Genomic DNA, 12825 nt, shown 5'->3' on the forward strand with positions numbered 1-12825 from the left:
ACTCCTTGAAAAGGGGATGAGGACATCGGCGCTACAGCTCTATTCTACCAATTACATCATCGCTGATGCGACTTCATGAAAGGCGCTTTTTTCAGAGGTTCCATAGAGCTGCTGAGAGAGCAGGATCAGGAACAACAGGAATCTGCGCCCTTCATGAGCTTGCTGCCTCAAAACCGAAAGTGCGAAAAATACTGGGCAGAATCCTATCATTGGTACTGTGCCTTTAACATCGAGGAAAAGAGCCCCTGTTTTTCTTTAAGCTCCAAAGGCGTGCCTGCCTCGGCGACAGTGCCGTCTTTGATGACAACTATCTCATCAGCTCCTGAAACTGTCCTCATGCGGTGAGCAATGACCAGGACGGTCTTGTCTTTGATGAGTTCGCTGAGTGCGCTCTGGATTTTGCTCTCATTTTCTGCGTCCAGAGACGCTGTGGCCTCATCCAGCAGGATGATGGGCGCGTCTTTCAGTATCGCTCTGGCTATGGATATACGCTGCCGCTCTCCGCCGGACAATCTTTCGCCGTTTTCACCTATCGGTGTGCCGTATCCCTGTGGGAGCTTCGTTACGAATTCATCGCATTGTGCCATGCGCGCCGCCTGTATGACTTCTTCATCGGACGCGTCTTTCTTCCCAATGCGGATATTCTCCATAATACTTGAATTAAATAGAGTTACATCCTGAAAAACGATGGAGAAGTTATTCAGAAGCGTTTCGGGATCAACAAGGGAAATATCTTCGCCGCCCAAGGTAATAACTCCCTTGTCTATATCCCAGAAGCGCGCGCATAACTTTGCCGCCGTGCTCTTTCCACCGCCGGAAGGGCCGACAAGCGCCGTTACGTCACCCTGCTTTGCAGTAAAGCTGACGTTTTTTAATGTTTGTACTCCGTCTTGATAGGAAAAGTCGACATTTTTGAATTTGATGTCATAATTTTTGGGTGAAAACTCACTTTTGCCACTCTGTTTAGGCATTGCGTCCATTTCTTTCATGCGGTTTATACGCACGCCCAGGAACAGGAGCAACGCCAGCTTATTCATGGCTTCCATTATTGGATTGTATATACGAGCCGTGATCACAATAAAAACAAGATATGTAAAAATGTTTACGAACCCTGTTGATAACAGATAAGCTCCGGCTAATATAACACTTGGAAGGCCAAGCGTTAAGATGACATGTGAGAAATTGATAAATGTTCCGATTAACAGCTCGCTCTTGATCATATGTTTTTCATAGTCATCCAGCTTGATGTTTAAGGCTATAGAATAGTCCTCTTCCCTGTTGTACGATTTTATTTCATGGACTGAATCGATGATTTCCTGAATGTTGTCCGAAATATCTCTTTTGATATAGTAAATATTCGCATGCATGCGTTTTTGCATCTTACTAGATAAGTAGAATACCAAAACGGCAACTGGAACCACCCAAAATACGGCAAGAGAGAGCATCCAATTGTAAATGAACATCATAATTCCCATGATGAAAACCGTAAGTCCTGCCGCGTAAAGTTGAGGGACCGCATGAGAAAATAGCATTTCGATCTGTGTTGCGTCTTCCATGATCGTGGAGCTTAAGTCGGCGATGTCTTTTTTGCTAAAAAAGGATAGCGGCAGTTTTCGCAGAGTTTCTGCCAGGCTGATCCTTCTCCTCGCGCTTTCTTCATATATCTTCGTATAAGCCGAATCGTATTGAAAATACGCAAGAATAAACATGACAATAAAAAAAGCTGCAGACATGACAACATAATAGAGAGATCCGCTTACGGCACCGCCGGAATCGTTTAACAGGTAGCGCATGTGCTCATCCAGAAATTTGAAGCTGAGTATGATTGGCAGCATAAAACTAATGTTCATTAATGTAGTCCAAATGATAGAACGTAAAAGATCTTTTGCGCCTTTTTCAGACATTGCGTATTTATTCTGAAAAAAATTTATCATTTTTATCCTCCTATGCTTACAGTGTCTTTTGCCCCAATTTTCCACGCGATGGATTTTTGATATTCGTCCCACATGGTTTTATATAAATTGCCCTTGGCCAACAACTCTTCGTGTGAGCCTGCCTCTATGATTTTACCGTTTTCAATCACCAATATTTTGTCGACATTTTGAACGCTGGTCAGGCGATGCGCGATCATAAGTGTTGTTTTCCCGCGACGGAGTTCCTTCAAGGCTTTCTGTATTAAATTTTCGTTTTCTGGGTCAGCAAAGGCTGTTGCCTCATCTAGGAGTACAATTGGGGAATCTTTTAGAATTGCCCGGGCGAGTGCGATTCTTTGTTGCTCTCCACCGGAGAGATAGGTTCCTTTTGAGCCTATAACCGTATCAAGACCCTTTTGTAGATTGTCTACAATTTCTGTTGACTGAGAAAGTTCTATAGCTCTGTTTATCTCTTTTTTCTCGGCATTGTTTTTACCGAAAACAATATTTTCCATCAATGATCCTTTAAACAGCCTTGTATTTTGAAATACAAATGAAATACTGTTCATTAGTTCTTTTTTAGGGATGTCCTTGACATTGACCCCGCCTATCAGCACTTCACCTTCATCAACATCCCAGAAGCGGGCGGCAAGCCTTGCAATTGTCGTTTTTCCGCCTCCTGAGTATCCTACAAGGGCAAATGTTTCTCCATCGTTCAATTTAAAGCTTATTTTATCTATAGCACGCTTTTTTGTGCTTTTATATGAAAATATAACGTTTTTAAACTCTAAACTATGATCTTTTATGGTTTTTACGCTGTTGTTATAGCACATTTGTGGATAGGCCAGAAGATTGTCCAGTCTGTCGATTGCCTGCTGGGCAATCGCGATATCATGTTGGAAATGCATAGATTTCATCAGGATTAAGGTAAAGGTTGGCGATATCAGAAGATAAAAAATAAAATCTGAAAGCACGAGGGGGATGTTTTTTCCGCTTTTTATTAAAAAAATTCCCATTGGAATCAGAAAGAAAGCGGCTGACTGCATAATAACAAGATAGAAGGACATTAGTTTCCGCCAAAGAAGCGTGTAGGCGTAAACCATTTCTTTATATTTGATAATGCTGTTATAAAAGCGTTTGAAAGAAAAAATAGTTTGGCCAAAGGTCTTTACAACGGGAATACCGCAAATATATTCAACGGATTCGGCGCTCATCTCTTCTAAAGAGTCATAGTACATTTTTTGAAATTTTTTGCCTTCAGGGCTTATCATGAACCTCATTGTGATAAAGCCCAAAATAATTGGAACCAGGCAGGCAAGCCCCATGCTCCAGTCCACTATAAAAATCAGCGCTAAAAGAATAACGGGGGAGACGATACTGCCAGCCATATCCGGGAGCTGATGTGCCAGGAATGAATGCGTCGTTCCCGCTCCGTCATTTACGATTTTGCGTATCCGACCGCTGGCTTGCTGGTCAAAGAACCCGAGCGGCATGGCCAGCACCTTTTCCATCCCGATCTTCTGCATCCCGACCTCCACGCGGAAGGCTGCAAGATGCGAGCTTGTAAGTGCACAGAAATAGAGGGCTATTCCTCCGATTGCGCTTGTAAAGGCAAGCCATGCGTAAACGCTGAGGCTTGAAAAATCGATAGCCCCAGGTGCGGACAATATGTCCCGTGTTATGTGCCATACGAGTACGAAGGGCAGGATATTGAGCGCAGCGGAAACGCCTGACAATACGAGCGATAAAGGCAGAAGCGTTTTCTTTTTTCCCATATAAGGCGTGAATCTTTTTAAAATAAAGGGTTTCTTTTCTTTATGCATACCTCGTGTCCTCCTTTGTTGATCTCAGCCAACCTTTATTGCGTTAAAACATGCATTTGGGGATGCTGAGTCGCATGATATTGCCAGACATGACATGGTTCCTTGTTGTTTGCCTGGTTGACCGGCACGCTCCCATCGCATGCAACTTGTCGGATGTCGAGATAAAGACAAAAAGCGAGATTGCCCTTTGACATGGGAAAAGACGTGGAACTCCCGACAGATCCCTGTTGTCGTCGTTGCGCAGGGATGATCTGCCTGTGAGTTCCACGTCCAGGCGGTGTCATTGCAGGGCGCGTTCTCTCCGGGACAGGGGGCTCGATCCCGCCATGGATATGCGGAACGGCCTGACGCTGGCTCTGGCCGTGTCTGCCGCCATCGTCTGCCAGTCCTCCTCTCTCCGCCGCTGGAGCTCCTCCGTCTGACGTGAGGTCTCTGGTCCCCTCATCAGGAGTTTCCTTCGTTTCGTCGAATATTCCGGACTAGATGGCGAGGGCCCCTTTCTCTTCGGACCCGCTCTCTCGTTATCTTCCTCGTTCCCGCGACGACCTCAGGGGAGGGGGGCGCACCAGACGGCCAGGGCCGTCCGGCTTGTCACCAGGCGGGGCTGGCCGTCCATTTCGACGACGAGGTCGTGCGACCCTTCGTGACCGAGAGGGACGAGACAGCGGACGACGGCGCCGGGGACGAGGCCGAGGCAACGGCCCGTCTCCTGAACGGCTCTGTCTCCGAGGAGGTGTTTCACCAGGCCTTCCTGATTCTTCTTGAGCAGGCTCAGGGGAAGGGGGGCGTCGTCGCCCTCTTCGGCCTTTTCCCGGACGAGGTTCGGAAGGACCCCCCGCTCGAAACGGCTGGCCAGGATGTCCATGACGCCGAAAAGATTCCGTTCCGTCTCTTCGTCGAGGTGGTGCTCCATCTCGCAGGCCAGCAGGGCGGCCCGATCGGAGGGGAGGGAGAGGACGTTTCCCACGAGATCGCAGAGAAAGCGGTGCCGGCGGTAGATGCGAAGGGCTCGTTCCCTTCCCTCCTCGGTGAGGTGGATCTTCCCGTACTGCTCGTGGAGGACGAGGTCCGCCTCGATGAGACGCTTGACGCAGGAGACGACGGAGGGCTTGCTGACGCTGAGCCTTTCGGCCAGGGTCGTGACGGCCACGTCGCGGCCTTCCAGCTCGAGGATCAGGGCGGCCTCGAGGTAATCCTCCATCCTTCGGGTCAGAGGAAGGGTAGAGGCCCTCGACGGCGGGGAGGTGACCGGGGCCGTCACGATGCGTCTCTTTCCCTTCCGGAGCGGGGAGACGGAGCCGCCCCGCTTTTGCGGCGGAGAAGGGCGTGTTCGCCTCTCTCCCCGAAGGCGACGGAGCGGTCTTTCCTGCCTGTCGTGACGGCGGTCCCGGCGCGGAAATCGACCTCTCCCGGGTTGCGGCATCGGCCGTCACCGCAGGAGAGACGGCAGCAAGGGCCTACGCGACGGCAGGCCGTCAGGGGTGAGCGGTTCTTCTTCATGATTCATCCCTTCCCGGTCTTTCGATTTGCCCGGGGAGGCCGACACGGTCCTGAGGGAGGTCAGGCCGTCCGCTCCTCCGAGGGGGAGAGGTGTTCCTCGCCTGTGTCTTTGACGGAGCCGTCGGGAAAGGCCCGACAGATGGAGAGGATTTTTTCGAGGTTTTGCAGGAAAAGATCGACGACGGCGGGCTCGAAGTGCCGTCCCCGCTCCGCGATGAGTTCGTGGACGATGCGATCGAGGGGCCAGGGAGCCTTGTAGACCCTCCTGCCGGCCAGGGCGTCGAAGACGTCGGCAATGGCCACGAGGCGGGCCTCGGGAGAGATGGCTTCGCCGGCGAGCCCCTGCGGGTAGCCGCTGCCGTCCCATTTTTCGTGGTGTTCCAAGGCGATGGAGGCGGCGAGATCGAAGAGGGAGCCTCCTCCGCAGGCGCTCAGGATGCGGTGCCCCATCGTCGTGTGGGTGCGGACGACGTCGAACTCCTCGGCCGTCAGTCTGCCCGGCTTGTTGAGGATGGCGTCGGGAACGGCGATCTTTCCCACATCGTGAAGGGCCGAGGCCAGGCCGACGAGACCGGCCTTTTCGGCGGAGCAGCCCTCTTCCAGGGCCAGAAACTCCGTCATGGCGGCGACGCGACGCACATGATGGGCCGTCTCATGAGAGCGACTCTCGATGACTTCGCCCAAGGTGAAGGCGATCTCCGATCGCGTCCGCACCAGCTCGGCGTGGAGGCGGGCGATTTCACCCTCGGCCTGCCTGACTCTCTCCAGCTGGGAACGGAGCTGGCGCGTGCGGACGGCGACGCGGCGTCTCAGGGAGACGATCCAGAAAAGGCCTCCCGCGACGCCGATGCCGATGACCTTCAGTCCCCTCTCCAGCTTCTTTCCGTCGATGCTCTCTTGGGCGAAGGGATTCTCACCCTTGCCTTCAGGGAGGAGACGGAGAGGGGCAAGGCCGCCGGCAGAGGCCGGAAGAGGCGGGAGAAGAAGGACGAAAGCGACGAGCAGGGCCGGAAGAAGTGATGTGTGAAGACTCTTTTCGGACTCTGCGATCATGAAACGAACCTCCGCCTCGGGAGTGTCATGCCTTCAGCGTCGCGACCGGCGAAGGGGAGGGCGAGGCCGAAAGGGGCTCTCCCCTTTCGGCCTCGCCCCGGGCTCAGTCGTCGATGCGGAAAGAGAGGGTGGAAAGATAGATCAGGTCGTCGGCCTTCGTCTTGTCGGGGTGGGGTTCGGAATATTCGACCTCGGCGAACCACTGTCCCGCCTTCAGGGGAATGATGTCGATCTTGCCCTCGAGATCGGTCCTTCCCTGAAAGGCCTTGTATTCCTTGTCGGAGAAGCCGGCGAAGACGGCCTCGACCTTGACGGTCTTGGCCGGCTTGCCCTTGTAGAAGACCTGGACGGGGAACTTCTCGCCCGTCCTGACCTTAGCGGGATTGACGAGAGGCACGATTTCGAGGCCCTGTCCCGCCGGTTTGGAGATGAAGGCGTCGTCACGGCCTCCGTCGACGTTGAGGACGGTCTTGGCGAACATGAGCACCTCTTCACAATAGGTCGCGTCGGGGCGCTGGAGTCGGTTGGTCTGAGACCAGCCGCCCTCTCCCTTGGACCAGAAGGTGGGGAAGTAGGTGCCCAGGACGAGGTAGCTTCCCCTCTGGAGGTCGGCTCTGCCCTGGAAGGCGTAATTCTCGCCGACCTGGTCGAGCTTCATCGCCCCTTTGGGCGTCACCAGTTGGAGAGCGTCGAAGAGATGGACGCGGTCTTCTGGAATCGGCTCTGCCTTGGGGAAGTCGTGGCCGTAACCGATCTCGGCCTTGACGATGCCTCCGACGGGCTCGGCGGCGTTGACCCAGAAATCGTGAGCCTGAGCGGCGGGAAGGGCCGAGAGGGAGAAGGCCGCGACGGCCAGGGCTGTGCGGAGCGTTCTGCCGTTGAAAAGGGAAAGCATGAATAAAATCCTCCTTTTGAAACTTCTTTTGAAGCGTGGAGCGTATCTTGTCGACGCCGAGTTTTAGTTATAAAACTCGGGTTTCGATACGACGATGCCCCCTGAAGGGGCCCCGTCGCCTGTCGGATTTCCCGACCGTTTCGCCCTACTTCATGTCCCGGACCTGGACCCAGAGAACGGCGTCCTGGCCCAGCTCGGCTCCCTTGTACTCCAGGGTCTTGACGCCCAGAGCGGCGAAGCCCCACCAGCCCTCGCGGGGAAGGGCGTAGACGAAGGTGCCGTTGGCGTCGGCCCTGATCGTCTGGGTGACGAAGCAGTCCTGAGGCGCCTCGACCTCGCCTTCCTTGGCGAAGCGGTTGTTCTCCACGTCGGGCCTGTGATTGAGGAATTCGACCTCGATCTCGGCGAAGGGCACTGGCTTGCCGTCGGCCTTGACGACGCCGCTGAAGACGTTGCCCGTCCAGAGGCCGTAGGGCTTGGCCAGGGGGAGGATCTCGACGGGGAGGCCGATCTCGCTGTCCCAATCGGTGGGGAGGCCCGCCACGTTGACGATGACCTTGGTGCACTGCTGCATCCAGACCTCTTCGGAGGGCTCATAGTAGGGGGCCGGAACGAGGCCGAAGACGAAGTCGCCCATGCCGCGGAGGGGCACTTTGGCCTCGTAGGCCTTGCCCGTGTTGGAGAGGCCGCTCCAGAAGATGGGGCTCAGGCTTCCCTTGAGGTCCTTTTTCTCTCCCTTGTTGACCATGTAGAACTGTTCGACTCCGGCCATGTCCATCGTGTGACCCGCCTCGAAGGGGTGGGTGAAGACGACCTTGAAGTGGAGCTCCTCGGGGCGCTCCAGGGCGCTTTCGGGCGTGTAGACCATCTGGAAGTGGGCGAAGGCGGGGAAGGCGAAGGAGACGACGGCCAGGGCCGCGACGAGGGCGATCAGTTTTTTGCGCATGCTCCGATGCACATCCTTTCTCGATAGGCGGGCGGGGCGGCAGAGGTCCGCCCCGCCGGGGCAAAGCGGCGGCTTCCGGGGCTACTTGATGTCCTCTCCCTTGATGACGATCACGTGACCGGGGCCGGCGTTGAATTCGACTTCGAAGGGGCCTTCCGGCTTCTCGAAGGAGAACTCGCTGAACTCGTCCATGGCGCCTTCGATGAGGACCGTGCCGTCGGGCGTACGGACCGTCATCTTGGTGCCTGCCGCCGACGAGCCGTCGGAGAAGCCTCCCTCGCAGGTCACGGTGCCGTCGTCGTTGAGGTAGGCCATGCAGATCGGGGTGTGGGCCAGAGCGGCTCCGGCGAAAAGGGCCGAGACCGCGAGAGCGATGAGAGCGACCATCAACGTTCTTCTGTTCATTCCTTTCACCTCCTTTCGGAAATCAGAGTATCGTCCTCTTCGGCGGCATCGACCTCCTCCTCGGGAGAGAAGGCGCCGACGAGGATCGTCACGACCAAGGCCAGGGCGTAAAAGGCCCAGGCGGCGGGGAAACCCGTCAGACCCAGCAGGCGTCCCCCCGTGAAGGCGATGGAGGCGACGCCCAGTCCCAGGGCCGTGGGGTAGACAAGGGCGAAGAGGGCCCATTTCCAGCTGCGCGTCTCGACCTTGACCATGAGAAGCGTGGCGATGCAGGGCGGATAGAAGGCCATGAAGAGCATCAGGGCGAGGGCGTGAAGGGGCGTGAAACCCTCTTCCTGCTCGCGCATCCGCTCGCCCACGGTCTGGTTCTCGTCACCCTGGGGGCGGTAGATGACGCCCAGCGTGGCGACGCTGCTCTCCTTGGCGGCGAGGGAGCTGAGAAGGGCGACGTTGACTTTCCACGTGAATCCGGCGAAACGGGTCACCGGTTCGAGGGCCTTGCCCATGCGGCCCAGAACGCTGTTGTCGAGACGGGCCGCATCGTACTCCTGCATCAGGGTCATCCTGTCGCGACGCAGGCTCTTGAAGGCCCTGTCGAGCTTCTTCCCGTCACCGTCGCGGAGCTGAAGGAGATCGAAAAAGACCTTGTCCTTCTCTCCGGAGAACTTCCGCTCCAGGGCGGTGCCGTCCAGTCCGGCCAGGCGGCTCTGGCGGTAGCGCTCCTGAACGTCGAGGTAACCGAGGAAGAAGGCTTCGTCGGCCAAGGGTGAGGCATAGGGGCCGTCGGCGATTTCGCTCAGGAAGGAGGCGTGGATCGCCTCGGCTCGGGCGGCGAAATTCGCCTCTTCCTCGTCGGGCAGCTGGGGGTAGCGGGTGAGGAAGAAGACGGCCACGGCGACGAGGGCGATGACGGTGATGATCTTTCGGCAGAAGAGCCAGGTCCGCTCGACGGAACGCTGAAGGACGCCGAAAAGGGTCGGCACGTGATAGGGGGGCATCTCCATGACGAAGGGCGAGCTGGGGCGGTTTTTCAGGATCGTCAGAGTCAGGATCTTGGCGACGGCCAAAGCCACGATGAGGGTAACGGTGGAGATGAAGATCATCATGGCCCCCTGGTGGGAGACGAAGAAAACGCTCACCAGCAGCGTGTAGAGGGGGATCTTGGCCATGCAGTTCATCAGGGGAACGATGAGAATCGTCGCCAGCCGCGCCTTCTCGTCGGCGATGACGCGGGTGGCCATGACGCCGGGGACGGCGCAGCCCCCGACGAAGACGCCGCCCAGGATGAGGGGGAGCGTCGACTGGCCGTGGAGGCCGAAGCGGCGGAAAAGCCTGTCGAGGATGAAGGCCATGCGGGGCATGTACCCCACGTCTTCCAGGACGGCGATGGCGGCGAAGAGGATGAGGAAGATGGGGATATAGATGAGCACCGAGTTGATGGAGGCGACCACGTCGCTGACGAGACTGCGCAGGAGCGGTTCCTGCAGAAGCCCCGCCAGGGGGAGGCGCTCCTCGACGGCCATGTGGAAACGGGAGAGCCAGGGAACGACATAGGCCGTCAGCTTGTAGCCCTGGACGATGGAGAGCTCGTAAAGGCCGTAGATGACGCCCAGAAGGATCAGGGGGCCCAGGATGCGGTGCACGATGACGGAGTCGATACGGTCCGTCCAGGTCCGTCCGGCGGGGGCGGTCCTTCGGGAGCAGAGTTTCTCGACGGCCTCGGCCCGACGGTGACGGACGAGACCGATATGGCTTCGCGTGTCGTCGCCTTCGACGCTCTCGAAGCGCTTGGAGAGGGTGGTGACGCGTTCGAGAAGCGCCTTGCCCCTCTCGCCGCGGGCGCGTACCTGGTCGGCGACGGCCTCGTCCTCCTCGAAGAGCTTGACGGCCATCCAGCGGCAGGGAAGCCCTTCGTGGGGAAAGAGCGCCTCGAGGGCCGCCGTCGTCTCCTCCAGGGCGGGTTCGAGGGGGCCGTAATCGAGGCGGAAGGCCGACGGACCGGCTCCGATCGCGATGGCCTCCTTCAGCTCCCGGCCTCCCCTGCGGCGGTTGCCGACGGTTGGCGCCACGGGAGCGCCCAGCTCCGCCGCGAGGGCGGCGGAATCGACGGAGAGGCCTCGGCCGGAGGCGACATCGGCCATGTTGAGGTCGACGACGAGAGGGGCCCCCATCTCGAGGATCTGAAAGGTCAGGTAGAGGCTGCGCTTCAGGTTCGAGGCGTCGACGACGTTGACGACGAGATCGGCCTTGCCGGAGAGGATGAAGTCGCGCGTCACCTTCTCCTCCGACGAATAGGAGGTGAGGCTGTAGGTCCCGGGCAGGTCGACGAGCTCCACCTTTCCCAGTCCCTGGCGGAAGGTCCCCCGCTTGACCTCGACGGTGACGCCGGGGTAGTTGGCCACGTGCTGGCGCGATCCCGTGAGCATGTTGAAAATCGTCGACTTGCCGCTGTTGGGCTGGCCGACGAGGGCGATGCACCGTTTTTTCATGGAAGGTCGACCTCGATGAGGCGGGCCTCGGCGTGGCGGAGGCTGACGTGCTGGCCGTCCATCAGAAATTCGACGGGGTCGACCAGGGGGGCGTTGCGGACGACTTCGACGACGGTGTCGCGATGAAAGCCCATGTCCATCATCCGCTGTTTCACCGCCCCGGCGGCATGGTTTCTGCGGATGATCGCCCGTGAGCCGGGTTTGATCTCGTCAAGCGTCATGTGATCACCTCATTCGGTATCGTGTTCTGCGACGGAAGAGGAACAGCCCTTCTTCTCGGCGGGGGAGAGAAAGGCGACGCGACTGCAGTTGCCGCCGCAGCCGGAACAGTTGGAGCAACCTCCGCCGTGGAGCGTCTTTTTCACTCCCTTGAGGGCCTGCCAGGCGGCGAAGGCGATGAAAGCGCCGAACAGAAGCCAAGGCACCAAGGGGATCCCCTCCTTGTTTGTCGTATAAAACTTTGCGAAAAGGCTAAAAAAAGTCTCGATGATCGAGACGGCACAAAAAGCGACACATACGTCCCCCAGGCACGCGCCGAAGGAGACTCTTTGTTCCAGGCATCAAACTTTGGCCCCACTATAACCTTTTTTCCCTCCGAGTCAAGGCCCCGAGGGAAAATTGTGTCGCCGGACATGCCTTTTCCTTCCCTGAGAGGAGAGCGGACCGGTTCACCGGACACGGCTTTTCGGGGAAGGGCCTGTACCGTCAGATTCGGCTTTCACCGAAGGGCGCAATTTCCGTCATGTTTTCGGTCGCCGGCGAGGTTATGCTGGTCCTGAAGGGGAGATGGGGATGAGAGAACGGATCCGGGAGGACTACGAGCGTTGCGTCGGTGAAGCCCAGAGGCGGATTCAGGAAAACCTGGAGCATCTTCCCACGCTGGAGGAGCTGGCCGGTCTCTGCGGTTTTTCCCGCTTCCACTTCTGCCGCCTTTTCGCGGGCCTCACGGGAGAGAGCCCGGGAAGATACGCCCATCGGCTGCGCCTGGAGCGCGCCGCCTGGTCCCTGCGCTATTCGGGGCGCTCCGTCGTGGATATCGCCCTCGAGGCCGGTTACGAGAGGCCCGAATCCTTCAGCCGGGCCTTCTCGGTTCATTTCGGCCTCAACCCCAGCCGATACCGGCGGGGGCGTAACGTCGTCCATCACGGGCGTTTCGGAACGCCGCCCATGGCGTCGTCGCCCGATCGAAAAGGAGGAATCGTCATGGAGGTGCACGTGAAGCGCTTCGATCCCATTCCCGTGGCCTATATTCGCCACGTCGGGCCCTACGCAGCCTGTGAGGCGTCCTGGGTGAAACTCTGTTCCTCTCCGAAGGTCCTGGAGGCGGCCGGTCCGCAGGCCCTGGCCATCGGCGTCTGCTACGACGATCCCGACGTGACGCCTGCCGACAAGATCCGCTTCGACGTCTGTCTTTCCCTCTCCGGTCCTTTCGAGAGTGCCGAGGGCATCTCCTTCCAGGTCATAGAGGGAGGGGAGTACGCCGTCTTCCTCTACAAGGGCTCTTACGACGGTCTCCATGCCGCCTACAGGCGTCTCTACGGCGAGTGGCTGCCCGGCAGCGGCCGGGAACCGAAGGGCTCCTGTTCGCTGGAGATCTATCTCAACGATCCCTCCACGACGACCCCCGAAGAGCTCCTGACGGAGATCCGCATCCCCCTGGTCTGACGGGAGGCGAGGTGGCTCTTCCCGGTGGCTGTCGCGCAGACGTGCGACGTCTTGAGATTTTTCCGAAAGTCTCGCCTTCCCGGGCAGACGAGAGTCACAACCCCACCGACAGGATCAAGGGATGGCTTCAGGGGCG

Annotated in this window: 12 protein-coding genes; 1 reads left to right on the forward strand and 11 read right to left on the reverse strand. The window is 57.7% G+C overall.

The genetic code is table 11. The features are described from left to right. Nucleotides 1–206: 206 nt before the first annotated feature. The 11 genes from KAR29_RS01055 to KAR29_RS01105 all read right to left on the reverse strand — a co-directional run bounded on the left by KAR29_RS01055 (nucleotide 207) and on the right by KAR29_RS01105 (nucleotide 11449). Nucleotides 207–1934, reverse strand: a complete 1728-nt coding sequence (locus KAR29_RS01055) for an ABC transporter ATP-binding protein (RefSeq protein ID WP_274373807.1) — start codon at nucleotides 1932–1934, stop codon at nucleotides 207–209. A gap of 2 nt (nucleotides 1935–1936) precedes the next feature. Next, a complete protein-coding gene (locus KAR29_RS01060) occupies nucleotides 1937–3736 on the reverse strand; it encodes an ABC transporter ATP-binding protein (RefSeq protein WP_274373808.1) in 1800 nt (599 codons plus the stop codon). Nucleotides 3737–4283: 547 nt separating this feature from the next. Continuing rightward, nucleotides 4284–4937, reverse strand: a complete 654-nt coding sequence (locus KAR29_RS01065; protein ID WP_274373809.1) for a metal-dependent transcriptional regulator — start codon at nucleotides 4935–4937, stop codon at nucleotides 4284–4286. Between the two features lie 56 nt (nucleotides 4938–4993). Continuing rightward, nucleotides 4994–5236: a hypothetical protein gene (locus KAR29_RS01070; RefSeq protein WP_274373810.1), complete on the reverse strand. Its 243-nt coding sequence runs from the start codon at nucleotides 5234–5236 to the stop codon at nucleotides 4994–4996. Between the two features lie 60 nt (nucleotides 5237–5296). Beyond that, the gene (locus tag KAR29_RS01075) at nucleotides 5297–6289 is read right to left on the reverse strand and encodes an HD-GYP domain-containing protein (RefSeq protein ID WP_274373811.1); all 993 of its coding nucleotides are present in this window, start codon (nucleotides 6287–6289) and stop codon (nucleotides 5297–5299) included. Between the two features lie 103 nt (nucleotides 6290–6392). Beyond that, the gene (locus tag KAR29_RS01080; protein ID WP_274373812.1) at nucleotides 6393–7184 is read right to left on the reverse strand and encodes a DUF4198 domain-containing protein; all 792 of its coding nucleotides are present in this window, start codon (nucleotides 7182–7184) and stop codon (nucleotides 6393–6395) included. Between the two features lie 145 nt (nucleotides 7185–7329). Then, nucleotides 7330–8130, reverse strand: a complete 801-nt coding sequence (locus KAR29_RS01085; RefSeq protein ID WP_274373813.1) for a DUF4198 domain-containing protein — start codon at nucleotides 8128–8130, stop codon at nucleotides 7330–7332. Nucleotides 8131–8211: 81 nt separating this feature from the next. Next, nucleotides 8212–8535, reverse strand: coding sequence for a hypothetical protein (locus tag KAR29_RS01090; RefSeq protein WP_274373814.1), 324 nt, complete (start codon nucleotides 8533–8535; stop codon nucleotides 8212–8214). 5 nt (nucleotides 8536–8540) lie between these two features. Further along, nucleotides 8541–11024, reverse strand: coding sequence for a ferrous iron transport protein B (gene feoB, locus KAR29_RS01095; protein WP_274373815.1), 2484 nt, complete (start codon nucleotides 11022–11024; stop codon nucleotides 8541–8543). Then, nucleotides 11021–11245, reverse strand: a complete 225-nt coding sequence (locus KAR29_RS01100) for a FeoA family protein (protein WP_274373816.1) — start codon at nucleotides 11243–11245, stop codon at nucleotides 11021–11023. The genes feoB and KAR29_RS01100 overlap by 4 nt, the downstream gene beginning before the upstream one ends. A gap of 9 nt (nucleotides 11246–11254) precedes the next feature. Then, nucleotides 11255–11449, reverse strand: coding sequence for a hypothetical protein (locus tag KAR29_RS01105; RefSeq protein ID WP_274373817.1), 195 nt, complete (start codon nucleotides 11447–11449; stop codon nucleotides 11255–11257). Nucleotides 11450–11816: 367 nt separating this feature from the next. Between KAR29_RS01105 and KAR29_RS01110 the strand changes: the two genes are divergently transcribed. Further along, the gene (locus KAR29_RS01110; protein ID WP_274373818.1) at nucleotides 11817–12689 is read left to right on the forward strand and encodes an AraC family transcriptional regulator; all 873 of its coding nucleotides are present in this window, start codon (nucleotides 11817–11819) and stop codon (nucleotides 12687–12689) included. Nucleotides 12690–12825 lie beyond the last annotated feature (136 nt).

It is taken from the genome of Aminithiophilus ramosus (genome assembly GCF_018069705.1).
In the GTDB taxonomy this organism is placed as follows: Bacteria; Synergistota; Synergistia; order Synergistales; family Aminithiophilaceae; genus Aminithiophilus; species Aminithiophilus ramosus.